The organism is Rhodococcus sp. PD04 (genome assembly GCF_035918275.1).
GTDB classification, from domain to species: domain Bacteria; phylum Actinomycetota; class Actinomycetes; order Mycobacteriales; family Mycobacteriaceae; genus Rhodococcus; species Rhodococcus rhodochrous.
Genome location: NZ_CP142143.1, coordinates 1673393 through 1697222, shown reverse-complemented (window position 1 = coordinate 1697222; position 23830 = coordinate 1673393). Strand labels below are relative to the sequence as shown.

The following is a 23830-nucleotide window of genomic DNA, read 5'->3' as shown; positions in this document are numbered from 1 at the left end:
ACCCGACCCCAAGGAGATCTCATGTTCCACCTCGGATGGTTTCTCACCACCGGTTTCGGCGTCTACGGCTGGAACCAGCCCTGGTCCGGCAATGTTGCCGCGGACGTCGGACGGCCCGAGCTCTTCGTGGACACCGCGCGTGCCCTCGAGCGAGCGGGCTTCGACTACATGATGTTCGAGGATTCCTCGGTCCTTCCCGACATCTACCAGGGCACCTTCGAGAGCTCTGTCAGCGCCGGGCAGGCCGTACGCATGGATCCGCTACCCCTCATGCCTCTCGTCGCACAGGCGACCAAGAAGATCGGTCTCATCGCCACGGTGGCGACCACCTTCTACCCACCCTTCCTCGCCGCCCGGCTCTATCAGACTCTCGACCACCTCACGCAGGGACGGATCGGCGTCAACATCGTGACCGCCAGCCCGCACAAGGCCGCGCAGAACTACGGGCTCGAGAAGCACATCGACCACGACAAGCGCTACGAGATGGCGGACGAGTGGATGCAGGCCGTCACCGCGTTGTGGAACACCTGGGAGAAGGGTGCGCTACAACTCGACACCGAGACCGGGGTCTTCGCCGATCACACCAAGATCAAACCCGCGAACTTCGAAGGCGAGTTCTACCGGACTCGGGGCCCCCTCAATCTGCCACCGGGACCCCAGCACCGTCCGGTCGTGTGCCAGGCGGGAGGCTCGCCCGCCGGCCGCGATCTCGGTGCCGCACACGCCGACACGATCGTCTCCGCGGTTGTCGGCGCCGAGGCGATGAAGGCCTATCGCGACGACATCTCCCAGCGCATGATCGACCACGGCCGCAAACCGGACGACGTCAAGGTGCTGTACCTCGTCTCGCCCATCATCGCGGAGACCGATGCGGAGGCGAAGGAGAAGCAGGCACAGATGCGTGCCGCGCAGGCGGCGAACATCAGCGGTAATCTGGCCGCGATGTCGTACTTCACCAGTATGGACTTCTCGAAGTTCGACCTCGATGCCCCTATGCCGGACCTCAGCGGCAACAACGGGCACCAGAGCACAATGGCGGATTTCGCCAAGTCAGGCAGGACACTCCGAGAGATCGCCGCCAATCATCGAACGGTCGAATCCGTCGAACTGGTGGGATCACCCGCGACGATCGCCGACCAGATGGAGGAGGTGATGGACTATGCGGGCGGTGACGGTTTCCTCATCGCCGCCCCGGTCACCCGCAAGAACGTCACCGAGATCGCCGACGGGCTCGCGCCGGTTCTGCGTCGACGCGGCCTGATCCGCTCGGACTACACGCACAACACGTTCCGGGAGAACCTGCTCGAGTTCTGACGAAAGAAGGGGAAGCGTTGCCACCACGCAGTTTCGAGCAACTCGCCCGAGCCGGCCGGGAGCACCGTCGTGTCACCGCCGCCTCGGTCGCACGACGGAACACCGACGTGCGGTTCGCCTACGAGCAGATCCGCTCGCTGATCCGAGAGGGTCCGGTCGCCGCCGGCACTCTGCTCGAGAGCCGTCTCGTCGACGAGTTGGGAGCCGGGCGCAATGCGGTACGCGCGGCTCTCCGGCGCCTCACCGACGAAGGCCTGCTGGCACGTTCTCCCAAACGAGGAACGGCCCAGACACGTCGGATTCTTCAATGCCGCGTCGACGATGTGCTCCCCGGCGTGACCGGGAACGACGGCCCGGTCACGATCCACCGTCTCGGCCACGAAGTTCATACCGGCATAGGTCCGCTCCGCATCGACTACGGGCGATTGCCGGCCGCAGTCCTCCTCGTCGAACAGCTCGCGGTCCTCGCCGGCGAACCGATCTACCGCCGACTCATCTGTATTCCTCACGACGAACCCGAGGAAGCGTGCGGTGGCGAACAGATCTCGGCGACCATCACGGCGACCTCCGCGGACACCGACATGGCATCCGATCTGCAGATACCGCTCGGACAACCGTTGATCCTCCGCAGGCTCGTCCACACGGACCGGGATGGCGCGGTCCGGCAGGTCAGCTTCACCCATTTCCGTGGAGATCGTGTGGCGATCGTCGACGGAACTCGATGAAGTGACCAGCACCACCGGTGCGGACCGAGTAGCGCAATGGGACCGTTACCGGCGGTACCGGTATTCGAAATGCACGACTCCGACACTCTATTCGCGGCCGCCGGCGAAGCTGCTGCGTGCTCTTCTCCGACTACCGGAACGCCCCGAATCGGAACAGATTCGATCGACAGATCTCACGACCGCGTCAACGTCGACGGGTCACCACATCGCCTCGAGCGAGCACAGGAGTAGGTGACTCATGGCCCCTCATGGATCGACACTGATGGACACACCGAGATCGATGGACATCGAGCCGGGGGGCGAGAGACCCACGGACACGCTCGTCGACATCGAGAACCTGACCGTCCGCTACGGCGGACCCGACAGCACACCCGCCATCGAAGGAATCGACATCCGCATCGACCGAGGCGAGAGAGTCGCTCTGGTCGGGGAATCCGGTTCCGGGAAGACAACTCTCGCGATGGCCATGGCCGGATTCCTGGTACAGCCCGGTATCGCGATCACCGCCGATCGCGCCACCTTCGACGGCAACCCCATACCATTACGACATCTCTCGCGACTGCCGTGCCGCATCCCCGGCATGGCCATGGTGGTCCAGGACGCGATGACCTCCCTGGACCCCGTCTATTCGATCGGGAGTCAGCTGTGTGCAGTACTGCGTACAGCCGAGAAGCGGCCGAAGGCGGAGATCCACGACCGGGCAGCGGAATGGCTGATCAAGGTCGGCCTGAATGACACCCGACGCGTGATGAAGGCCAAACCGTACGAACTCTCCGGCGGAATGCGGCAACGGGTCATGATGGCGATCGCCCTCGCCTCGCAGCCGCAGCTGCTGCTCGCGGACGAACCGACGAGCGCCCTCGACGCCTCCCTGGCCCGCGCCACGATGGAACTGCTCCTCGAACTGACCGAGTCCTCGGACACCTCGCTGCTGATCGTCAGCCATGACCTCCGGCTCTGCCTCGAGTACACCGACCGGATCTGCGTGATGCGGCACGGAGCGATCGTCGAGGAACAACCGTCCTCCCGGATCGAACACGAGGCGCGCCATCCGTACACCATCGGCCTGCTCGAGTGCGTTCCCACCATGGCGACGGCGGGTCGCGACTTCCTTCCGACCCTGGAAGAAGTCATGGCGCACGCAGAACAGGACGTCGCATGAGCTCGGCCGCGGTGGACCCACCCGACCGGGTCGACCTCACCGCAACCGACGTCACGCGAGTCTTCGGTTCGGCGCTGCGTCAGCACACGGCCGTCGACGGCCTCACATTCACCATCGACGAGACCACACGCCTCGGCATCGTGGGCGAGTCCGGTTCGGGGAAGTCCACCGTGTCGAGGATGCTCGCGGGCCTCGACACTCCCACGACGGGCTCGGTGGAGTTCGCCGGGCAACCTCTCCCGCTCCAGCTGCGCAGTCGCGCCGGCCGGCTCGCGTTCCGGCGCGCGGTCCAGTTCATCGCCCAGGACACGACGTCGTCCTTCGATCCCCGTCATACCCTGATCGAGTCCGTCGCGCGACCTCTCGTCACGCTGTACTCCTTCGAACGGAGTCAGGCACTGCGCACCGCCCTCGACACGCTCGAGAAACTGAGCCTTCCGGTCGAACTGGCGAAGCGCTACCCGAGCCAGGTCTCGGGTGGTCAACGCCAGCGCTTCGCGATTGCCCGGGCACTCGTCGTCGGACCGAAGCTGCTCATCTGCGACGAGGTGGTGTCCGCGCTCGACGTCTCGGTGCAGGGCTCGATTCTCAATCTCCTCAAGGAGTACTGCATCACCAACGAAGCGGGGTTGGTCTTCGTGTCGCACGGTCTACCTGCGACCGCGTTCATCACCGAGCAACTGGCGGTCATGCATCACGGCAAGGTCGTCGAGCAGGGGCCCACCCTCGATGTGCTCCGCCGTCCACAGCACCCGTACACACGGTCGTTGCTCACCGCGTACGGGGCGGAAATCGAACAGGTGCAACCGATATGACCAGCATCGCCCTGACTCCTGCCGAAAAGCCGCTGCGCGCGGCGGGAACCGACGCCCCCGAGAAATCGACCCGATCCTCCCACTCCGTCCTGCGGTATCTGCACCGGAACCGATGGTGGATCACCCGTGTACTCGCGCTTCCCGTGCACGTGTTCGTATTCGTCGTCCTCACCTTCCTGCTGGTGCGGTCGATGCCCGGTGATCCGATCCGGGCGATGCTCGGCCAGAATTACACCCCCGAGTCGTACGCCGCGATGCAGGAACGCATGGGCTTGAACGGAACGATGTTCCAGCAGTTGACGAGCTATCTGCACGGAATCGTGAACCTCGATCTCGGCGAGTCGATCGTCAACGGCAGGCCCGTGATCGACGAGCTGCAGACAAGGCTCCCGGCGACACTCGAACTCGCACTGCTCGGACTCGGACTCTCGATTCTCCTCAGCATCGCGGCCTCGTATATCGCGGTCTTCCACCACCGGTCGGTGATCGCACACATCATCCGCGGCTATGCTCGAGCCGCCGGCGCTGTGCCGGAATACGTGCTGGCCGTGGCCGGTATCCTGCTGTTCTACGCGACCCTGCAGATCGTCCCTGCCCCCATGGGACGTCTCGACGTCGATGAGATCGCTCCGCCGACGACCACTGGGTTTCCATTGGTGGATGCGCTGCTCGCCGGTCGCCCCGACGCGTTCTGGTCCACGCTGGCACATCTGGCCCTACCGGTCGTGGTGATGTGCGCGGCGCACTCCGCGTTGCTCATCCGCGTGCTCGTCTCGGCGCTCGACAAGGAGGCCGACGCGACGGCAACCAGGTTCCGGATCGCCTCCGGGGCGAGCACCCGGACGGTGGTCAAGAGCATCTATCGCCGTGCCGCACCGGCGTCCGTCACAATGGCCGGCACGCTCTTCGGATACCTCCTCGGCGGCACCGTCATCCTCGAAACCCTTTTTGGGCTGTCGGGGATGGGAAAGTACGCGCTCGACGCGGTCAACAGCGGCGACGTCGTCGTCATGCAGGGCTTCCTGTTGACCGTCGCCACCCTGTCGCTCCTGGTGTTCCTCCTCGTCGACGTGACCAACATGCTGATCGATCCTCGGCGTAGGCCGGGAGTGAGAACGGAAGGGTGACATGACGGTTCCAGCAACGTCCCTGACTGCCGAGTTCTTTCCGTCGCGCACCGCACGCGTCGTGCAGTACCTCCGCCACCTGCGCTGGGCGAAGGTGGTACCTCTCCTCGTCCTCACCCTCGTCGCTCTGACCTCCCCGTTACTTCTCCGATTCGATCCGGAGGTGGTGGTCGGCCCGTCCTCGCAGGCACCGGACGGCACCTACTGGTTCGGCACCGATTCGTCGGGGCTGGACATCTTCTCACGCACGCTCGCGGCCACCCGCCTCAACCTGACCATCGCGCTGGTCGTCACCGTTGCCGCGACCACAATCGGCTGCATCGTGGGATTGGTGATCGGTATGAACGAGTCCCGGCGGGGTCCCGTCGGATGGGTGTCCCGGGGAGCTGCTCGTCTCGTGGACCTGGTCGAGGCGATCCCCGCGGTTCTCACCGGTCTCGTCATCATTGCGTTCTTCGGCGTGAGCACCGGAACCCTGATGATCGCCCTGTCCGTCGTGCTGGCACCCATCCAGATCCGGCTCGTCCGCACGGAGGTCCTCCGGGTCCGGTCCGAAGCTTATCTGGATGCCGCCCGCAGCGGTGGGCAATCCGAACTCGGGCTGACACTACGACACGTCCTGCCGAATTCGATCTCGTCCGCGGTGGAGAACTGCTCCGTCATCTTCGCCGTGGCGATCATCGTGACCGCGGCCCTCGGTTTCGTCGGCGCCGGCGTGGCACCACCCACCCCGGAATGGGGAGCGATGCTCGCCCGAGGAGCAAGTGACGCCACGGTCGGCCGATGGTGGCCCGCCGCCTTCCCCGCCTTCGCCCTCGGCCTGACGATCGCGGCCGTGTCGGTGGGCTTCAACGAACTGCTCCGTCGACGCAGAGCGTAATCCCCTCCCCTTTCGATTCGTACAGTTCCGCTCGCATCCCCTCAGGAGAGCCCCTCATGCCTACCCGACATCCGCTTTCGTTCCTCGACGCACAGGTCGACCGTCGTACCGTTCTGCGTGGCAGCCTCTTGGCCATCGCACTCGGCACCTTCGGCACGGCGTGCGCGTCGAGCAAGGCCTCCGACCAGAACGGCACCCGAACTCTGGTGGAGGCAATCGCGTCAATGCCCGGCGGACTGGCGTTCGACGCGAAGCCCGGCGGTTACGAGGGATTCGAGTTCACCCAGCTCACCGGCGCAGGCCTCATACGCAATCCGTACATCCAGGATCCGGACGACCCCGGTGCGATGCGCCAGGATCTCTACCGGCACGAAGGTGTCCTTGCAGAGAGCTGGGAGGTTTCACCCGACGGCCGGACCTACACTTTCCATCTCCGGCGCGACGTCGTCAGTCCTGCCGGCAACCCCTTCACCGCCGACGACGTGGTCTGGTCGTACGAACGCAAGTGGAACTCCACCAGCATCGCCCCGTCCATCTCGCTGCCCGCCATCACCGATCCGGCTACCCAACTCACCAGGATCGACGACTACACGGTGTCCTGGACCGTTGCCGAGGCCGGACACGGATTCCCGCTGTTGGCTGTAATTTCCAAGATCTCGGGAGAGATCTACGACAGCACGCTGCTGAAGTCCCATGCCACACCGGACGATCCGTATGCGGTCCAGTGGTCGAACCTCAACGGCAACTTCGGGTTCGGTCCATACCTCATGGAGAGCTACGAGGACGGCCAACAGATCACGTATGTCGCCAACGAGAAATTCGTGCTCGGCAAGCCTCCCGTCGACCGGATCGTCCAGCGCGTGGTCCCCGACGCCGGAAGCCGCGCCTCGATGCTGAAGACGGGTGCCGTCGATATCGCGGTGCAGGTCCTGCCCGCCGATGTGGCATCCATGGCGGCGGATCCCCAGTTCTCGACCTTCGACACCCAAACCAACAACTTCACCTGGGCGTACATGCAGACGCAGACTCCTCCTTTCGACAACAAGGCCGTCCGGCAGGCCTTCGCGCACGCGATTCCCTACGGCCAGATCATCGAGCAGGTCTACCAGGGACGCGCGAAGCCCGTCGTCGGACTCCTCGATCCCAATCTGCCGAATCGGTCGACGGAAGGGCTCGAACCCCAGACCTACGATCCGGATCGATCACTGCAGATCCTCCGCGAGGCCGGAGTCTCCACGCCGGTGAAGTTCACGATCCTGGCGAGTTCGGCCGTCCCGGATCTTCAGGACGTGGCGGTGCAGATCCAGTCGTTCGGCAAGGCGGCGGGCTTCGAGACACAGATCGAGGTCCTGCCCGCCGCCACCCTGGCAGATCGACAGGGAAACAAGGCGTTCCAGGTCCTTCTGCTGCGGGACATGTCGGTGTCCTTCGAATCGCCGCCCTACTCGCTACTCCTGTCGTACCCGAAGAACAATCCGGGTCGGAACATTTCGAGTTGGGAGAATCCGGACTACTACACAGCGGTGGAGGCCGGAATCGCCGCCGGCGACTCCCTCTCCCCGGAGGCAGCGGTCCACTGGAACCAGGCCGAACGGGTATGGCAGGAGGACCGACCCATGGTGCAGATCGCCAATGTTGCTCCGCTGCATGTGTTCAAGAGCGACGTGACGGGATTCGCGCATCGGACGGACAACGTGCTCGACTTCATCGAGATCGATCGGTCCGCCTCATCCTCCCAGTGAGCGGATCGTCGATCGACTCCCCCGACGGAAAGGGCGCAGATGTCACAGGATCCACGAACAACGTCCGGTCTCAGGATCCGCTTCGAGCGTGCCGCGGGAAACCTGCCGCGCTACACGCTCCATCCCGGTGAGCTGCTCCCCAACCCGTTGGTGGACCCGGACCTCCTCCACGAGTTCCGGGTGGAAGAGATGTCCCATCGGATCACGGAGTCCACGCCTCCCATCCGGGCTGCGCTGAGCATCGGAAGGGGTCCCGTCGCTCTTATCGAGCAGCTCGCTTCGTGCGGCGGGACCCCGGTCTATCTCCACGTCGGATACTCGGCGCAGGTCGACTTCGCACGCTACAGCGAGACGATCAGCGCCCTGGACCGGCGCGATCGTATTCCACCGGTGGCCGACTCCTTCGCCGCTCTCTTCGGCCGACCCTACGGCGGCTACCGCAGTGTGATCGAGGCTGTCCGTTGTGACGACCGCACCGCCACGGTGCTCGCCGTCGAGACCGGTTCGACCGTGCTCATGCGCGAGATGACCATGTACGACGCGGACGGGATCTCGCGGCACATCTGCTGGACCCACTATCGTCCGGACCTCACCGCGATCGTGGCCGCAACCGCTCGGAGTCGACGGCCCGCGTGAAGCGTCTACTCCCCCTTCACCGGCTCGGCCCCGTGACGATCCGTCCGCCGACCGCCTGTCGTCGCGTGCAGGTGCGGCGAGGCGACCGCTGCGGTTGACGGGCGCCCGTGGACGAAGGTGACACGATCGGCGCGGTAGTGGTCGAACGCGATCTGAATGGGGCGCTCGTGGGAGTCGTAGAAGGTCTGGTTGCGTACGACGACCGCGGAACCCTCGGCGATCCCGAGGATCCGGGCGGTGCGAGCATCGGCGGTCGTCGCTCCGATCGAGGTATCGATCCGCGACACGGTCCGTCCGAAGAATCGCGCCGCGACCTCGCTCATCGCCGCGCGCCCGTCGTAACTCACCGCTTCGAAGGAGCACCGGAAATACGCCGTGCGGATACCGATCACCGCACCCTTCAGTGCGAACGTGTTCTCCACCATCCGCAGGCGACGATCCGAGGTCGACAGCCGGGTCCTGAGCAGTGAGGTGCTGGGAACCGTGCGCTGTTCGGTGATGACGATGTCCATCTCGTCCGGCGGTCCGTCGGCGAGGCGGATGTCCTCCAACGCGATCCGCACTCCCGTGTTCACCACGATCGTGCCGCTGCGCGGATGCCGTTCGACGACTCCCTCGTCCGCCAGTTTCCGGAGTGCCTCACGGACGGCGGTGCGGCTCGCGTCGAGGTGGGCGATCAGCTGATCCTCGACGAGCACCTGGTCCTCGGCGTAGATGCCGTGATGCACCGAGGCCAGCAACATGTCGTGCACGCGCCGCGAGAGGGTGTTGCGGTTGCCGGCCGAGCCACCCACCGCGCGAGGATGCGTGGCTCGCTCTCTCATGATGACGTTCTCTCTCATACTTCTCGGTCTCCGGAAACTACGGGCCGGTGGACAGCGGAGGTGTCGAACCGGTCGAGGACCGCATCGGGTGGATGCGGTCCTCGACCGGTGCCACCGGATCAGAACTCGTGGATGTTCTCGTTCAGGGTCGTGTAGGTGTATCCGTCGCGGATCGCTCCGCGACGCTTCAGTGCGGGTGCGAGTCCGTCGGCGATCTCCGCGATGCTGTGGCGGGTCATCGGCGAGTACAGCAGGAAGCCGTCACCCCCGACCTCGTCCATGATCTCCTCCATCTTCGCGGCCACGGTGTCGGGGCTGCCGACGAGACCGAGGTCCGTGATCTGGAAGGATTCCGCCGCGACCTGCCGCAGGGTCTTGCCCTCGGTGTCCTGGAAGAGGTTGGCGATCGAGGAGCGCTCGCCGTTGCCCTTGGACAGGTCGATGTCGGCGACCGGGGTGTCGAGGTCGATGGCCCCGAAGTCGATGCGTCCACCGCTCGTGTAGCTCATGTTCCAGAGGTTGTACTCCACCGCGGCATCGGTGTACCGGTACCGGCGCAGCGCCTCGGCCTTCTCCTGCGCCTCGGCGTCCGTGGGGGCGACGATCGGGGTGGCGAGGAACAGCAACTTGATGTCGCTCGGCTTGCGGCCGTGGGTGATCATCCTGCGGTGGATGTCGTCCCGGTAGGCCTTCATGTCCTCGACGGTCTTGCACATCGCCATCTGCGTGTCGCCGTGGCGGGCGGCGAGCTCGCGGCCCGGCACCGAACCGCCGGCCGAGACGACGGGAATGTCGCGCTGCGGACCGGGGATCGTGTTGAGGGGTCCGCGCGAACGGAAGTACTTGCCCTCGAAGTTGATGGGATGGACCTTGGTGTGGTCGGCGTAGATGCCGTTCACGTCGTCGGCGACCACGGCGTCGACATCCCAGGAGTGCTGGAGCTGCTTGACGACGTCGACCCACTCCTCGGCCATCCGGTACCGCTCGTCGTGGTCGAAATGCTGCTCGAAGCCGAAGTTCTGGGCCACGCGGTCGGTCACCGAGGTGACGACGTTCATGCCCACCCGGCCCTCGGTGAGGTGGTCGAGCGTGGTGTAGAGGCGGGCTGCGAGATAGGGGTGGTACTGGATCGTCGAGACGGTGGGAACGATGCCGATGTGCTTGGTGCGCTGGGTCATCAGGGGCACGAGGGGCATCGGATCGTTCTTCGGTGCCATGAAGCCCCGTCGGAGCGACACCTCCGCGGAACCGTTGTAGCTGTCCTCGACCATCGCGGTGTCCTCGATGAGGATGTAGTCGAAGCAGGCGCGCTCGAGCGAGGCCGCGAGATCGACGTACAGGTCCGGCTTCATCCAGTCCCGCATGTTCGCGCCGGTGTACACACCGTCGCCGCCGGCCGGGTTCCAGGGCTGGATGCCGAAGCCGCTTCCGAGAAACCATCCGAGATGAAACATGTCTTCCGCCTTTTCTTTCCGAAACTGGGTGACCGCATGTCCGCGGTGGCGTGTGAAGTGTCGTCGGCGAGCGGCAGCGATTCGGTTCCGTAGCGGTAACGCGCGCGTTGCGCGAGTCCTCGGAGCGGGGTTCCGGAGCGTTCGTCCTGATACGGGACGAGTGCCCCGCCGTGTTGCGCAACCGTGACAGCCGCGCAATACGACGAGGCACTCGCATTCGACGATCTCGCGGCCCGTCTCAGCGTGTGGAGCGTGACGCCGTGCGGCGCCGCACCGCGCCGGACAGCGCGACCGCGACCACCAATGCGCCACCGTAGAACAATTGCTGGACGAAGCTGGCGACACCGAGCATCTGCAGGCCGACCACCCCGGCGACGAGGAAGTACACCGCGACCAGCGTGCCGAACGCGTTGAAGCGGCCCGGGACGATCGCTGTGGCGCCGAGGAAGGCAGCCGCGAAGGCCGGCAGCATGAACGACTGGCCGGAGGACGGATCGGCGCCACCGAGCATGCCGGCGTAGACGGTCCCGGCCAGAGCCGCGACCAAAGCGGAGGTGACGAGCGCACCCCCGCGGATGCGGTCGACGTGCAGGCCGCTGAGCCGGGCCACCTGGGCACCGCGCCCGACGAAGAGCAGTCGGCGTCCGATCGGGGTGTACTGGAAGACCACCGCCATGATCAGCACCAGGGCGAGGGCGTAGTAGAACTGCAGCGACACTCCGAAGATGCGGGTGCCGATGGTCGCGTCGACGAGCGCGGCGTCGACACCGGTGACCGAGGTCGAGTCGGAGATCCACTGCACCACACCGAGGACGACGGTGCCGCTGCCGAGGGTCGCGATGAACGAGTCGATCTGCAATCGCACGACCAGCAGTGCGTTGATCAGGCCGACGACGAGGCACGCGAGCACGGCGACAGCGATGGCCGGCAGCAGCGACCAGCCGTGTTGCACGTTCAGTACCGCGATCGTCATGGCGGCCAGCGACATCGTCGACACGGCCGACAGGTCGAACTCACCGGCGGTGAGCGGGACGATCAGTCCCAGGGCCAGGACGAGCAGGACGGCCTGGGAACCGAGGATGTTCTGCAGGTTGTTGGCGGTCGGGTAGGTCTCTGGTCGCAGCGCACTGAACACGACGACGACGGCGATCAGCGCCAGGACGAGCGCGTACTTCTCGAACATGGGCCCGAGAGAGCGGCGGGGACGTGCGGAATCCGCTTCGGGCGAGCCGGTCTTCGCGGAGGTGGTCTTGTCGATGGTGACGGACATCAGGCGCTCACTTCCTGTCGGGTCGAGCCGAGAACACTGTCCGAGATGTGGTGCTTGGAGAGGTTGTCGCCGCTGAGTTCGGCGACGACGTGCCCGTGGGAGAAGACGAGGACGCGGTCGCACAGGACCGACAGTTGCTCGTAGTCGGAGCTGGCGACGACGATGCCCGCTCCCCCACGCGCGGTCTCCCGCAACATCTCGAAGATGCGGGCGCGGGCACCGATGTCCACACCCTGGGTGGGTTCGGCGAGAAGCACCAGTACCGGGTCGGTCTGGAGCCACTTGCCGAGCAGAGCCTTCTGCTGGTTGCCGCCGGACAGCGACCCGTAGACGGCCTGCGGGTCCCGTGGCCGGACGTCGCAGTGCTCGGCAAGCGCGGTCGCGATGTCCTTCAGCGCTCGCGGTTTGACGAAGCCTGTACCGAGCACGGGCAGGGTGACGTTCTCGGCGACGGTCAGTTCGGGCGCGCTGCCTTCGACCTTGCGGTCCGGCGGCACGTAGACGACCTTTCGGGCGAGCGCGTCGATCGGTGTCATCGCGGGCAGGTCCACGCTGTCGTCGCCGACCGTCAGCCGCCCGCCATGGGCCTGCCGCGCCCCGTACAGGGCGGGGAGCACGTCGTCGTAGCCCGAGCCGGCGATGCCGGTGAGTCCGATGACCTCCCCGGGCCGCACGTCGAACCCGACGCCGTCGACGGTGGTGGTCTCGAGGTCCTCGATCCGGGCGAGGGCCGGTACGTCCTCGAAGTCGCGGACGGGTCCGGCGACGCGCGGGTCGGCGGAGTCGAGACTGCGTCCGACGATGAGGTCGATGAGCGAGGTCGCGGTGAGGTCGCGGGTGCGGTGCGTGCCCTGCGACACCCCGTCGCGCAGCACGGTGACGCGGTCGGTGTGGTCGAGCACCTCGTCGAGGTCGTGGGAGACGAACAGGACGGCGGCCTTCTTGTCGGCGACGATCTCGCGGACGACGGCGAACAGCAGGTCGGTGCCCTCGCGTGGCAGGAAGACCGTGGGTTCGTCGAGCACGAGCAGGGTGCGGCGCTCTCCCAGTTCCTCGGTCGCCCGCAGGATCGCGAGGAGGGCACGTTCGGTCTCGTTCAGGCTCGACACCGGTGCCTCGGGGTCGATGTGGAGTCCGAAGCGCTCGAACAGTGCTCGGGCGGTGCGCTTCTCGCGCCGCCACGAGATCCACGGCCTCGATCCGGCCACGACGGGTCCGACGCGGAGGTTCTCGACCACCGACAGATCGGGCACGAGGGCGAGGTCCTGGTGGACGAAGCTGATGCCGAGGTCGCGGAATCCGCCGGCCGGGACCGGCAGTGTCACGTCCCTGCCGCGCACCTGCAGCGCGGCGCCGGGGTCGGGGGCGTGGAAGCCGGCCAGGACCTTGATGAGCGTGGATTTGCCGGAACCGTTCTCCCCCAGTAGGCCGTGCACCTCGCCGGCGTGGATCGTCAGGCCGACCTTCTTCAGCACCGTGTGCTCACCGAAGGTCTTGGACAGACCGACGATGTTGACGATGGGATCAGGACTGGTCACTGGGCCCCCACAGTGCTTCGTAACCGGTGACGTAGGCCGTGCCGTATCCCTTGTCGGGCTGCGGCGGGGTGCCGGTCTCGTCGATGTTGTCGGCGGTGATGAGCTTGAGCGGGGTCTCCTGCGCACCGTTGGGGACTGGGTCGTAGCCGAGCAGGAGGCGACCGGCCTGGTCCATCGTCGCCCACGCGAGCCACGGAATGGATTCACCGACGTTCATGGTGACGATGCCGTCGTCCTGCTGGATCTTGAGGACGGCGGGGGTGCCGTTGACCGAGGAGATCTCGACCTGGCCGGTCTTGCCCGCGGCCTTGATGCCCGACTGGGCGTAGAGCGACATCGAATCGTAGATGGGCAGGATGAAGTTGATGTTCGGGTCGGCGGAGAGTGCGGACTGCACCTCGGACTGGATCTTGGTGGCCCACTCGGTGACCGGGACGTTGACGATCTTGTAGGTGCACTTCGGGCAGTACTGCGCGATCTCGTCTTCCATCGCGGCCACCTCGGCCTTGGCCGGGGGAACCTCGTTGGAGGTGATGATGAGCGCGTTGCCCTCGCCTTCGGTGCGATCGATCATCCAGTCGACGGTGAGCCGGTTGGCCTCGGAGAGCGGGGCGTCGGTGGTGGCGTCGATCAGTCCTTCGAGGTCGGCGGGCACCGGTTCACCGCGCAGGATGGTGTGGGTGAGCAGAACGGGAATCCCGGCAGCGTCGGCCTTTTCGAGTGCCGGCTTGATGAGGGATGCGTCGACACCCTGCGACAGGATGATGAGGTCGACCTTCTGATTCACGGCCTGTTCGACACCGGTGGCCCACTGGGCGGGCTGGCCCTGGTTCGTGTACTCGATCCAGGTGGCGCCGTAGGTTTCGGCGACCTTCTTCGATTCCTCGTCGACGGCGACGTTGTACGGGTTCTCACTGTTGGTGGGGATCGCGAAGATCGTCTTGCCGGCGATGTCCTTCATCGGGAACGGCTCGGCCTCGAGCGTGAACTCCGGGTCCGCCTCGTACAGGGCGAGTTGGGCGCGGGCGTACTCGATTCCGGCGGTGACGTCGGCGTCCGACACGTCGCCGCCACCCGATCCGTCACTGCTGCACGCGGCGAGACCGAAGACGGCCGAGAAGGCGAGCGCGGCGATTGCGGCGCGGCCGGGAAGGGAATGACGCATGGATTCTCCTGGGAGATGAGGAGTGTGCCGAAGAAGAAGCGACCGCGTCGTTGCGGGGACTGGCTCGAAAGGTGATGACTTCGAATGTATCCGCGACGTGTTGCACGCGGCGACATCCTTGGATCGTTCGTGTTAATTGCACACGTGATCTGCGTCGGGGAGGGTCGAGATCTCCGCCAGGTACTCCTGTGCTCGCGCCAGCGACCACACCTCGGCCATCTTCTGCTGCATGTCGAACAGGTTCGAGTTGTGGATGGACGAGTCCCTGTCTCCTACAGCCTCTTCGACCACGATCGGAATGAAACCGTGTTGCATGGCATCCAGAGTGGTCGCTCGCACGCAACCGCTCGTCGACAATCCCGCGATGAGCACCGTGTCCACTCCGAGTGAGGTCAGGTGTGAGTTGAGAGTGGTGCCGAAGAAGGCGCTGGGGTACTTCTTCGTCACCAGCATTTCGGCACAGGTGGGTTCGAGTCCCTCGATGAACTCCCCGTAGGGACTTCCCTCACAGAACGCGACGAGTGTGCCCGATTTCTTGAAGAAGACTCCGGCATCGGCTCCGTCGGCCCGTATGCGGACCTCCGTGACCACCACGGGGATTCCTGCCGTACGCGCAGCTGCGAGCAGGGTCTTCATGGCTTCGACATTGGTTTCCACACCCGCGTAGAGAGGGCATTCCGGGTCGATGTACGCACGTGCGGGATCGACGAGGACGAGGGCAGGACGTTTCCCCGGCCGAAGTTCCTGTCCGAAGCCGGCGCGGGCGTAGTCTGCGGCCTGTTCGATGCGATCTGCGATGGTCAAGCTGACTCCTTGAGTGGGGTGACGGATTCGAGTGGATGAACCGCCGCAGTGACGTTGCGGCGGGGAAAAGACAGACAGACGAGGACTCCAACGACGGCGACCGCGGCGAGCGCGAGGCTCACGAGACGAACATTGTCGACGAAACGGGCCACTTCATCACTACCGAGCGCACCGAGTGTGCCACCGTAGGCTGCCTGACGGGCGGTAGCACTGAGCCCGACCGTGGCGAAGACCAGAGCGAGTGCGGTACTGAGCAGATAGCCGACGTTCTGCAACGTCGACCGCAGACCGTTGGCGATCCCGCGGCGGTCCGGCGGCGCCGTCAACATGAGCGCGCTGGTACTCGGTGTCATGAACAGCCCTGACCCGCATCCGAGAACGAACAGGAAGGGCGCGGTCGCTGCAAGCGCTGCGCCATCGTCGGACAGGACGAGGGCGACGCCGACCAACCCGACTGCGTTGAGCGCCATCCCGATTGCGGTGAGAATTCGGGGACTGAAGCGCAACATGAGCGAACCGGCTGCTGCGGCGGCGACTACGGTACCGAACGCTACGGGCATCACCAGCGCTCCTGCGGCGACGGCGGATATACCGTTCACCGCCTGCCCGTACAGGGAGACGAGCAATGTGACGGCGTAGGTTGCGACCGCATTCACGAGCACCGCGACGAGTACCAGGGCTATCCCACGCTCCCTGAAGAGCGACAGGTCGACGAGGGGATGGGCTCGGCGTACCTGGACAACGACGAAGGCTGTCGCGAGGACGAGACTCGCGCCCCCACCTACCCACGGGAGCCAAGGGATCGAACCGGCCCCCGGGGTGAGGGCCAGAACGATGGTGGTGAGCAGCGCAGTGGACAGGACGGCACCGGTCAGATCGAAGGATTCCCGGGTACCACTCGTGCGAGAACTACGCGGAATCACCCACAACGACGCGACGATGGCCGCCATTCCGACGGGCAGTACTACGACGAACAGACCCCGCCATCCGAGGGCCGCCGTGGCCGCTCCGCCGATGAGTGGTCCGACGACCTGAGCCACGGCCGCGACGGTCGCGTTCCAGCCCAGCGCGCGGCCGAGCAGTCGCGGCGGGAAGGTGTCCGTGAGCAGAGCCGTGTTGTTGGTGACCACGGCCGCGGCTCCGACCCCCTGAAGCACTCTCGCCGCGATGAGCCATCCCGCCGACGGTGCGAGCAGACACAGACCTGTGGCTACGGTGAACGTGACCAGACCGGCCAGGTAGAGCGGCCGACGACCGAGGATGTCGGCGAGTCTGCCGAACACCAGGATCAGTGCTGTGGTAACCAACATGTAACCGAGCAGGATCCATGTGGACTGGGCGCCGGAGGCATCCAATTCGCGAGTGACGGTGGGCAGCGCGACGGTCAGTCCGCTCAAGCTGATGAATACGGCGACGACGCCGATGCTGGTGGCTGCGAAGACCCGCCACGGATGTGGATGACGTCGGGCGGTGAGACTATCCATCGGCACGGCGGTCGTGGACGTCGGTGACGGACTGCAGCACCTGCGCCAGGCGCAGGCATGTGTCGTCCGCCCACGGCCGTCCCACCAACTGCACGCCGACCGGCATTCCGTCGGAGAAGCCTGCGGGCGCCATGACGGCGGGCAGGCCGAGATAGTCGAACAGGCCGGTGTTGCGGCCGACGATCGTCTGCATCGGGTACCGCGCCCCGTCGATCTCCATCGTCACGTCCGACAACCGCGCCGCCGTGGCGCCGATCCCCGGCGTGACGAGTACGTCGATGCCGGCGGTGTCGAAGGCTTCGATCGTCTCCTGCTGGGCGAGCGTGCGTCGGCGCACCGACCGCAGATAGTCCACCGACGAGGGCACGAGTCCGCGCGCGATCCGCACCTGGGTGCCGATGTCGTACAGCGCGAACTTCTCCAGGGCGCCCTCCTGGTTGGAGGCCAGCTCGCAGGTCATGACGATCGTGACGTCGTCGTGGAGGCGGTGGGCGTCCGGGATGTCGACGGGCACGATCTCCGCGCCGAGGGTACGGAAGGTGTCCACGACGGACTCCCACGCGGCGAGTACGCCGGCGTCACACAGGTCGGTGAACCAGGTCGTGGGGACGCCGAGGCGTAGACCGGCCAGGGACGGTGCCGCGGCGGTTCCCGCGGCGACGAGTCCGTCCTGCACCTGCTGCGCCGTCTCCTTCGGTACCGCGGCAGGGTCGTATCCGTCCGGCCCGGCGAGCACATCGAGGGCGATCCGCAGGTCGGCGGCAGAGCGTGCCATGGGACCGATGTGGTCGAGGGTCCACGACAGCGACGCGACGCCGGTGCGCGGCACGAGACCGTAGGTCGGTTTGATGCCGGTGAGATTGCACAGGGCGCTGGGCACCCGGATCGATCCGCCGGTGTCGGTGCCGAGAGCGAGCGGGACGAGCCGCGCGGCCAGGGCGCCGGCCGAACCGGTCGACGATCCACCGGTCCACCGGTTCCGGTCCCACGGATTGGTCACGGCACCGTAGCGGGCGTTGTGCGGTGCACCGCAGGCGAACTCGGTGGTGGCGGTCATGAGCACGGGGATGGCTCCGGCCGCGCGGAGGCGCGCTACGACCGTTGCGTCGGTCGCCGCGATGCGGTCACCGGTGGTGCGTGAGCCTGCGGTGACGGGCGCCCCGGCCACGTCGATGATGTCCTTGACGGCGAAGAATATGCCTTCGAGTGGGCGCTCGGTGCCATCGCTCCATCGCCGGTCCGAGTCCGCGGCCGCGTCGTCGGCGCCGTCGATCACGGCGAGGACGGCCCCTCCGGACAGTTCCGGGTCGCTCCATCGGGCTCGCAGCGCGGCGAGGACGTCGGTGGGGGTGGTCGCGCCGGACCGGTAGGCAGCGAGCAGGTCGAGGACGCCGAGTTCGTACACGGGTGCGCCGGTGCGGACGGTGGGAGCAGGTACCTCGATCGGCGATGCGGGGACTGGGCTCGCCGCCAGCAATGCCGTGGAATGGGCGGGCTCGCAGGCCGGACCGTCCGGCACCGGGGCCAGGGGCGCGCGCCGCCCCGCCTCGAGCAGCGACTCCATGTCGGCGCGGGCCTGTGGGAGCAGGTCGTCGACGGTCGTGGCGGACGCGGCGGTGAGGTCGGGATAGTCGGTGGCGGTCATCGGAGCACCTCCGTCGTCGCAGAGGCCGGCCGGGGCAGCGGGGCCGGCCGCACCGTGCCCGCAGTGAGATCGGCGAGAAGGCGCATTACGTCCGGGCGCCGGTCCCGGGTCAACGGGAAGGCGGCACGTTGCGTGGGGACGGCGTCGAGATCGAGGGTGAACCGCAAGGTCTCCCCCGCACGATGGGCCGGGGCCTGGGCGACGATCGCACCGTTGGGGGCGATCACGCACGACAGGCCGAAGTAGTCGACCGTCACCCCGTTGAGGGTCTCCGGACCGGCACGGTTGGCCGCGACGATCCACATCTGCGATTCGAGGGCGCGGGTCTGCAGTTCAGCGAGGAAGAGGTCCTCGCGAGTACCGAGCGACGAGACGATCGCGAGCATCACCTCGGCGCCGAGGGCACGGGCGACCGCCCAGTTCTCGGGGAACGTGCGGTCGTAGCAGATGACGCAGCCGAAGCGGGTGCCGAACGCGTCGACGGTCGCGGGTGCCTGCCCGGGCGCGAAGTGGTACTTCTCGTCGATGTCGACGTCGCCGACCTTGCTCGCCGGCAGCGACAGCTTCCGGTAGGCGGGCAGTGTTCCGCCGTCGGGGGTGCGCCAGCTCAGGATCTCGCCGGTGGCGTCGATCATCACGACGGAGTTGTGGGTGACGTCGTGGGCGGTACGTTCGAAGACACCGAAGGCGATGGCGCAGCCGAGTTCTCGCGCAAGTGCGCCGAACAGGTCGGTGGCGTCGCCGGGGATCGTCTCGGCCCAGGCCGTGCGGTCGACCTCGTGGCTGGTGCAGAAGTAGGGCGTGGTGATCAGTTCGGGCAGGACCACCAGGTCGGGCGTGGTGCCGTCGCCGTCGGGTGCGGCTGCCGCGCGCACGAGGGCGGCGAGCCCGGCAAGGTTGCCGAGGAGGTCCTCGGTCAGTTCGCCGGCCTGAACGATGGCGACGTCGAGGGTGCGCGAAGTCAAGAGGAACCTCCTGGAAATGGGATGACGGGCGGGAGCGCGGCTCGACGCTCGCGCTCCCACCCGTCGTTCGTGTCAGGCTGCGGCGGCCTGGATGGTGTTACGGCTCTTCATCAGAGGCTGGATACGGGTACCGAAGTTCTCGATGCCCTCGACGAAGTCGTCGAAGGTGAGCATGATGCCCTTGATGCCCTCGAGCTCCGCGACCTCGTCGAGCATCTTCGCCACCGTCTCGTAGGAACCGACGAGAGTGCCCATGTTGAAGTTCACCGCGCCCTCGGGAAGCGAGATGGTCTTCGCCGTCGACGAATCGTCGGCGGTGGCGTCGGCAGCGGACTGATCCGCCATGTATCCGAGTGCGGCGAGGTCGGCGTTGTCGTGGTAGTCCTGCCACTTCGCCTGTGCCGCTTCGTCCGTCTCGTCGGCGATGATCATGAACAGAGTCAGCGCACCGACGTCCCGGCCGGTCCCGGCGGCCGCGTCGACGAGGGTCGCCACCGAATCCGAGATCGCGGTCGGGGTGTTGATCCCGGTGCCCATGATGAAGTTGAAGTCGGCCATCTCGGAGGCGAACTTCATGCCGCTCTTGGACTGTCCCGCCGCGACGATCGGCACCCCGCCTCCGGACGGGGCGGGCGACAGGACGCACTCGTCCATCGTGTAGTGCTCGCCCTTGAAGTTGCTGACGCCATCGGCCCACAACTGCTTCATCACCGTCACGTACTCGGTGGCCTGCGCATAGCGGTAGCCGAAGTACTCGTCACCGGGCCACAGACCCATCTGCGTGTATTCGTTGGGTGCCCAACCGGTCACGATGTTGACGCCGAACCGGCCGGGAGCGATCGAGTCGATCGTCGACGCCATCCGGGCGACCATCGCCGGCGGCAGGGTGAGGATCGGAGTGGAGGCGAAGAGCTTGATCTTCTCGGTGACGGCCGCGAGACCGGCCATGAGCGTGAAGGATTCGAGGTTGTGGTCCCAGAACTCGGTCTCCCCACCGAAACCCTTGAGCTTGATCATCGACAACGCGAAATCGAGGCCGTGCTTCTCGGCCTTCTGCACGATCGTCTTGTTGAGCTCGAACGAGGGCATGTACTGCGGGGCGCTCTTGGAGATGAGCCAGCCGTTGTTACCGATGGGGATGAACACGCCGATTTCCATGTCACGCACTCCTGAGGGCGGGGAGATTCGAGGACGCGATCCGGCCACACTGCCCGACTCGCTGTGCATTCGAATGTATGCAGCAGTTGTTGCCGGATTCGTGCCCCTCGGTAACAGAATTGTTGCCCACGTTAACGATCAGTGCAGCCGGGGCACGAAACGAGACGAGCCGCGGGCTGCAAGAGCAGCCCGCGGCTCGGGAACCTCTTCTACTTCAGACTGGCCAACATGGACGAACGCAGCAAGAACTCCCGCTGAGCGGTCTGATCCGCTTCGAGCGCGCGCCATTCCTCTCTCTTCTGAGCTCGGCGTTCCTCGTCGTCCTCTCGGAGAGCCTCCCAGTTGCCCTCCGTCTCCTCACCGACGAATTCGAGCGCGACTGCCCGCCGGCTCTCCGCCCACCGGTCCAAGGCGTCGGAGTCGGCTCCGGCGAGCAGGATCTCGGCAAGCAGCATGCCGTCATGGATACCGCTGTTCATGCCCATGCCGCCGAGCGGGTTGTTGACGTGTGCGGCGTCGCCCGCCAGGAAGATGTCCCCGACCCTGAATCGTTCGGCGACCTTACGGTGCACCTCGTACAGTGTTACGCGCTCGAGGTCGGGCAGGTCGGCTTCCGGCAGGACGCGCCGAAGTTCACGGCGGACGTGGTCATCGCCGAGCACCTCCTCGTCGGTTCCTGCGCTGGGCGGAGCCGGGAAGAGGATCCGCCACCCCGCCGGGTTACGGAGGAGCACGTGCCAGGACTCCGGGTCCGCGACGTAATTGACCGCGGCGAGATCGTCCAGGATCTCGTGCAGGGGCAGGTTGGTGGAGAGCACCAGATATCTCTCCGGGTATGTGTGTCCGCTGAAGCCGAGTCCCAGACCGGTCCGTACCACGCTGCGCATTCCGTCGGCCGCAATGACATGGCGTGCCCGGAGGATCTCGCCACTGTCGACGTGCACCTCGACACAGCCGGACAGCTGCGCGACGGACTCCACACGGGACCCGGTCCGGAAATCGGCGAGTGGATGCGCTTCCAGCGCTTCGACGGCGAGCTGCGTGAGGTGGCTCTGCTCGAGCTGCAGCCGGTACGGGTAACGCGTGTCCTCGTGCAGGACGCCGAAATCGAGTTCGACGATCTTGCCCAGCTTCGCATCACGGAACTGGTAGTAGGGCGCCCTGAGACCGCGCCGCACGAGTTCGTCGGTAAGGCCGATGGATTCGAGCATCTCCAACGTCGGAGGGTGGAAGGTGGTGGCGCGGCCCTCCAAGAGGTTCGCTTCCCGTGCCTCCAGCACGATCACACGCATCCCTCCGCGGGCCAGCTTGAGCGCGGTGGTGGTGCCGACCGGGCCGCCACCCACCACGATGACATCGGCATCGAGTTCGGCCGGGTTCGTATCCTGCATCATTCTGTCGAGCTCCTTCGAGAGATATCCGTCAGTGGTGCCGCAGCAACGTCCCGGCGCCACCCCAGGTGTCGTCGAACCCTGCCGTCCGCAGCGTGTGCCAGATGGTGGCCGCATTGATCGCGATCACCGGCTTGCCGAGCCAGTGCTCGGCCTGATCCGCGACGCGGATCATCGAGAGGTTGGTTCCCACCTGGACGATCGCCTCGACCTCCGGTCCGTCGATCCGCCGAAGTACGTCGACGATATGTTCAGGCCCCACCTCGGCGATCGCGGTGGCCGAGGGGATACGCAGACCCGTCACGTGAAGGACGTCGAAGCCCGCCTCGCCGAAGTACTGGTCGACCCATCCATCTGCGACCGGCTGGTAGGGCGAGAACACCGCGATCCGCTTGACCTTGAGCGCTTCGAGCGCGGCCCTGCAGGCGGATGCACCCGTCGTGACGGGCAGTCCTCCCACCTGTTCGGTGACCCGGCTACGGAACTCCTCGTTGCCGGCCACACCGTTGCAGAAGGTGGGGGCCGACATGCCCATCATGATGTGGGTGGGTTGCGTTGTCATCACGTCGCGCAACGCCACGGCGGTCGAGTCGTTGATCTGTTTCTGGAGCCCCATGAACGTCTCGTGGTCGTCCATCGCCGGCTGTTCAACATAGGAGCGGCCTACGTGAAAGGTCACGCCGTGCGGCGCCAGTAGCGCGCAATCGTGTTCGACGACGGTGTTCGTCGAGGGCACCACCACTCCGATCTTCGCTCGGTAGCCGGTGACATCCAGTCCCATTGAAATACTCCTAGATTCGCGTGCAGAAAGTGTCATCGAGTGATCGTCCGGCCGGGGTCGGACCTCAGAACTCGATGCGTGCCAGGTGTGCATTGATCTCCTCCGCGGCCTCCCGGACCGCGGCCTTCACCTGTTCGCGTCGGTTCTCGTCCAATCGGTAGATGGGCCCCGCCATGTTCAGTGCGGCGACGACCTGGCGGCGTGCCCTGATTGCGGCGGCGCATCCCCAGATGCCTTCCTCGATCTGGCCGAAGCTCTCGGCCCATCCCTGCTCGGCGATCTCGGCGAGTTCGGCATCGCCGGGCAGATCCGGGTTCGCGCCGAAGGAGTAGATCGAGGCGTAGTACTCGGCGCGTTCCTTCGGCTTCATGGCCGCCAGGAGCACGCGCGCGGCGGCGCCTTGGTGCAGGGGCATGAGCCGTCCGCGTTCGAACGCCAGCCGGACGGAAGACCGGGTCTCCTCCATGTCCACCGCAACCACGGCATGTCCCATTCGTCGGATGAGGAGCGAGGTTTCGCCGTACTCGCGGGTCAGTCGCTCGAGCACCGGCCGCGTCACCTCGACGATGCCTGCCGAGCCGGCCCGCGCAGCCCGGGCGAGCTCGACCGCGCGCAGAGAGACACGGTAGCCACCGAACTCGGCTTCCTCCAGCAGACCGACCTCCCGGAGCTGGCCGACATAGCGGTATGCCGAGCTGACCGGGATGTCCACGCGCGCAGCGATCTCCTGGACCGTCTGGGTATGACGTTCCTCGGTGAAGCCGAGCAGTACACCCAGCCGGCGGCGGTGGCTCTCGGAGCTGCTCCCGGACGTCCGCGCCGTCTTCTCGGGTCGTTTCTGTGTATCGACGACGTTCCTCGTCACCATGTGCGCACTCCTCCACGTCGCTTACGAACTGTGTGTCGATGCCCTTCGTGTCGCGGTGCCACGCACCCCGGTCGGGTGCCGC

At 66.1% G+C, this 23830-nt stretch carries 21 protein-coding genes; 8 read left to right on the top strand and 13 right to left on the bottom strand.

What is annotated here, in order from left to right:
- Positions 1-21 precede the first annotated feature (21 nt).
- The 8 genes from U9J23_RS07820 (at position 22) to U9J23_RS07785 (ending at position 8401) form a co-directional block, all read left to right on the top strand.
- On the top strand, positions 22-1314 hold the full coding sequence (locus tag U9J23_RS07820) for an NtaA/DmoA family FMN-dependent monooxygenase (RefSeq protein WP_085469535.1): 1293 nt from the start codon (positions 22-24) through the stop codon (positions 1312-1314).
- 17 nt (positions 1315-1331) lie between these two features.
- Positions 1332-2039 carry a GntR family transcriptional regulator gene (locus tag U9J23_RS07815; protein WP_085469534.1) on the top strand — a complete coding sequence of 236 codons (708 nt, stop codon included), beginning with the start codon at positions 1332-1334 and terminating at the stop codon, positions 2037-2039.
- Between the two features lie 262 nt (positions 2040-2301).
- Positions 2302-3201, top strand: a complete 900-nt coding sequence (locus tag U9J23_RS07810) for an ABC transporter ATP-binding protein (RefSeq protein WP_228526343.1) — start codon at positions 2302-2304, stop codon at positions 3199-3201.
- Entirely contained in the window at positions 3198-4016 is an 819-nt protein-coding gene (locus U9J23_RS07805; protein ID WP_085469532.1) for an ABC transporter ATP-binding protein, read from the top strand. Before U9J23_RS07810 ends, U9J23_RS07805 begins: the two co-directional genes overlap by 4 nt.
- Positions 4013-5143 (top strand): ABC transporter permease, encoded by a 1131-nt coding sequence (locus U9J23_RS07800; protein ID WP_085469531.1) that lies wholly within the window; start codon positions 4013-4015, stop codon positions 5141-5143. The genes U9J23_RS07805 and U9J23_RS07800 overlap by 4 nt, the downstream gene beginning before the upstream one ends.
- 1 nt (position 5144) lies before the next feature.
- Positions 5145-6023, top strand: coding sequence for an ABC transporter permease (locus U9J23_RS07795; protein WP_085469530.1), 879 nt, complete (start codon positions 5145-5147; stop codon positions 6021-6023).
- Between the two features lie 56 nt (positions 6024-6079).
- The gene (locus tag U9J23_RS07790; RefSeq protein WP_179161802.1) at positions 6080-7765 is read left to right on the top strand and encodes an ABC transporter substrate-binding protein; all 1686 of its coding nucleotides are present in this window, start codon (positions 6080-6082) and stop codon (positions 7763-7765) included.
- A gap of 39 nt (positions 7766-7804) precedes the next feature.
- On the top strand, positions 7805-8401 hold the full coding sequence (locus tag U9J23_RS07785; protein ID WP_085469528.1) for a UTRA domain-containing protein: 597 nt from the start codon (positions 7805-7807) through the stop codon (positions 8399-8401).
- A gap of 5 nt (positions 8402-8406) precedes the next feature.
- Here U9J23_RS07785 and U9J23_RS07780 read toward each other — a convergent pair whose 3' ends face one another.
- The 13 genes from U9J23_RS07780 to U9J23_RS07720 all read right to left on the bottom strand — a co-directional run bounded on the left by U9J23_RS07780 (position 8407) and on the right by U9J23_RS07720 (position 23748).
- Complete coding sequence (locus U9J23_RS07780) at positions 8407-9225, bottom strand: GntR family transcriptional regulator (protein WP_228526342.1); 819 nt, start codon at positions 9223-9225, stop codon at positions 8407-8409.
- A gap of 119 nt (positions 9226-9344) precedes the next feature.
- Complete coding sequence (locus U9J23_RS07775; protein WP_016692094.1) at positions 9345-10679, bottom strand: NtaA/DmoA family FMN-dependent monooxygenase; 1335 nt, start codon at positions 10677-10679, stop codon at positions 9345-9347.
- A gap of 238 nt (positions 10680-10917) precedes the next feature.
- A complete protein-coding gene (locus tag U9J23_RS07770) occupies positions 10918-11949 on the bottom strand; it encodes an ABC transporter permease (protein WP_272268977.1) in 1032 nt (343 codons plus the stop codon).
- Positions 11949-13487 carry a sugar ABC transporter ATP-binding protein gene (locus tag U9J23_RS07765; RefSeq protein WP_272268978.1) on the bottom strand — a complete coding sequence of 513 codons (1539 nt, stop codon included), beginning with the start codon at positions 13485-13487 and terminating at the stop codon, positions 11949-11951. Before U9J23_RS07765 ends, U9J23_RS07770 begins: the two co-directional genes overlap by 1 nt.
- Positions 13474-14652, bottom strand: coding sequence for a sugar ABC transporter substrate-binding protein (locus U9J23_RS07760; RefSeq protein WP_326602197.1), 1179 nt, complete (start codon positions 14650-14652; stop codon positions 13474-13476). Before U9J23_RS07760 ends, U9J23_RS07765 begins: the two co-directional genes overlap by 14 nt.
- A 132-nt stretch (positions 14653-14784) precedes the next feature.
- Complete coding sequence (locus U9J23_RS07755; protein ID WP_272268980.1) at positions 14785-15456, bottom strand: isochorismatase family protein; 672 nt, start codon at positions 15454-15456, stop codon at positions 14785-14787.
- A complete protein-coding gene (locus U9J23_RS07750) occupies positions 15453-16940 on the bottom strand; it encodes an MFS transporter (RefSeq protein ID WP_272268981.1) in 1488 nt (495 codons plus the stop codon). Before U9J23_RS07750 ends, U9J23_RS07755 begins: the two co-directional genes overlap by 4 nt.
- Positions 16933-18585, bottom strand: a complete 1653-nt coding sequence (locus U9J23_RS07745) for an amidase (protein ID WP_272268982.1) — start codon at positions 18583-18585, stop codon at positions 16933-16935. The genes U9J23_RS07750 and U9J23_RS07745 overlap by 8 nt, the downstream gene beginning before the upstream one ends.
- On the bottom strand, positions 18582-19550 hold the full coding sequence (locus U9J23_RS07740) for a carbon-nitrogen hydrolase family protein (RefSeq protein ID WP_272268983.1): 969 nt from the start codon (positions 19548-19550) through the stop codon (positions 18582-18584). Before U9J23_RS07740 ends, U9J23_RS07745 begins: the two co-directional genes overlap by 4 nt.
- A 72-nt stretch (positions 19551-19622) precedes the next feature.
- Positions 19623-20708, bottom strand: a complete 1086-nt coding sequence (gene rutA / locus U9J23_RS07735) for a pyrimidine utilization protein A (protein ID WP_272270188.1) — start codon at positions 20706-20708, stop codon at positions 19623-19625.
- Between the two features lie 209 nt (positions 20709-20917).
- On the bottom strand, positions 20918-22102 hold the full coding sequence (locus tag U9J23_RS07730) for an FAD-dependent oxidoreductase (RefSeq protein ID WP_272270068.1): 1185 nt from the start codon (positions 22100-22102) through the stop codon (positions 20918-20920).
- Positions 22103-22130: 28 nt separating this feature from the next.
- Positions 22131-22916: a maleate cis-trans isomerase family protein gene (locus U9J23_RS07725; protein ID WP_326602191.1), complete on the bottom strand. Its 786-nt coding sequence runs from the start codon at positions 22914-22916 to the stop codon at positions 22131-22133.
- Between the two features lie 28 nt (positions 22917-22944).
- A complete protein-coding gene (locus tag U9J23_RS07720) occupies positions 22945-23748 on the bottom strand; it encodes an IclR family transcriptional regulator (RefSeq protein WP_272270072.1) in 804 nt (267 codons plus the stop codon).
- Between the last annotated feature and the right edge of the window lie 82 nt (positions 23749-23830).

Bases quoted from the DNA above. Each gene is read 5' to 3' on its own strand.
- U9J23_RS07800 (WP_085469531.1), top strand. From the start codon at position 4,013: ATGACCAGCATCGCCCTGACTCCTGCCGAAAAGCCGCTGCGCGCGGCG.
- U9J23_RS07805 (WP_085469532.1), top strand. From the start codon at position 3,198: ATGAGCTCGGCCGCGGTGGACCCACCCGACCGGGTCGACCTCACCGCA.
- U9J23_RS07720 (WP_272270072.1), bottom strand. From the start codon at position 23,748: ATGGTGACGAGGAACGTCGTCGATACACAGAAACGACCCGAGAAGACG.
- U9J23_RS07775 (WP_016692094.1), bottom strand. From the start codon at position 10,679: ATGTTTCATCTCGGATGGTTTCTCGGAAGCGGCTTCGGCATCCAGCCC.
- U9J23_RS07760 (WP_326602197.1), bottom strand. From the start codon at position 14,652: ATGCGTCATTCCCTTCCCGGCCGCGCCGCAATCGCCGCGCTCGCCTTC.
- U9J23_RS07790 (WP_179161802.1), top strand. From the start codon at position 6,080: ATGCCTACCCGACATCCGCTTTCGTTCCTCGACGCACAGGTCGACCGT.
- rutA (WP_272270188.1), bottom strand. From the start codon at position 20,708: ATGGAAATCGGCGTGTTCATCCCCATCGGTAACAACGGCTGGCTCATC.
- U9J23_RS07795 (WP_085469530.1), top strand. From the start codon at position 5,145: ATGACGGTTCCAGCAACGTCCCTGACTGCCGAGTTCTTTCCGTCGCGC.
- U9J23_RS07810 (WP_228526343.1), top strand. From the start codon at position 2,302: ATGGACACACCGAGATCGATGGACATCGAGCCGGGGGGCGAGAGACCC.
- U9J23_RS07780 (WP_228526342.1), bottom strand. From the start codon at position 9,225: ATGAGAGAGCGAGCCACGCATCCTCGCGCGGTGGGTGGCTCGGCCGGC.
- U9J23_RS07785 (WP_085469528.1), top strand. From the start codon at position 7,805: ATGTCACAGGATCCACGAACAACGTCCGGTCTCAGGATCCGCTTCGAG.
- U9J23_RS07725 (WP_326602191.1), bottom strand. From the start codon at position 22,916: ATGACACTTTCTGCACGCGAATCTAGGAGTATTTCAATGGGACTGGAT.
- U9J23_RS07750 (WP_272268981.1), bottom strand. From the start codon at position 16,940: ATGGATAGTCTCACCGCCCGACGTCATCCACATCCGTGGCGGGTCTTC.
- U9J23_RS07745 (WP_272268982.1), bottom strand. From the start codon at position 18,585: ATGACCGCCACCGACTATCCCGACCTCACCGCCGCGTCCGCCACGACC.
- U9J23_RS07820 (WP_085469535.1), top strand. From the start codon at position 22: ATGTTCCACCTCGGATGGTTTCTCACCACCGGTTTCGGCGTCTACGGC.
- U9J23_RS07730 (WP_272270068.1), bottom strand. From the start codon at position 22,102: ATGATGCAGGATACGAACCCGGCCGAACTCGATGCCGATGTCATCGTG.
- U9J23_RS07770 (WP_272268977.1), bottom strand. From the start codon at position 11,949: ATGTCCGTCACCATCGACAAGACCACCTCCGCGAAGACCGGCTCGCCC.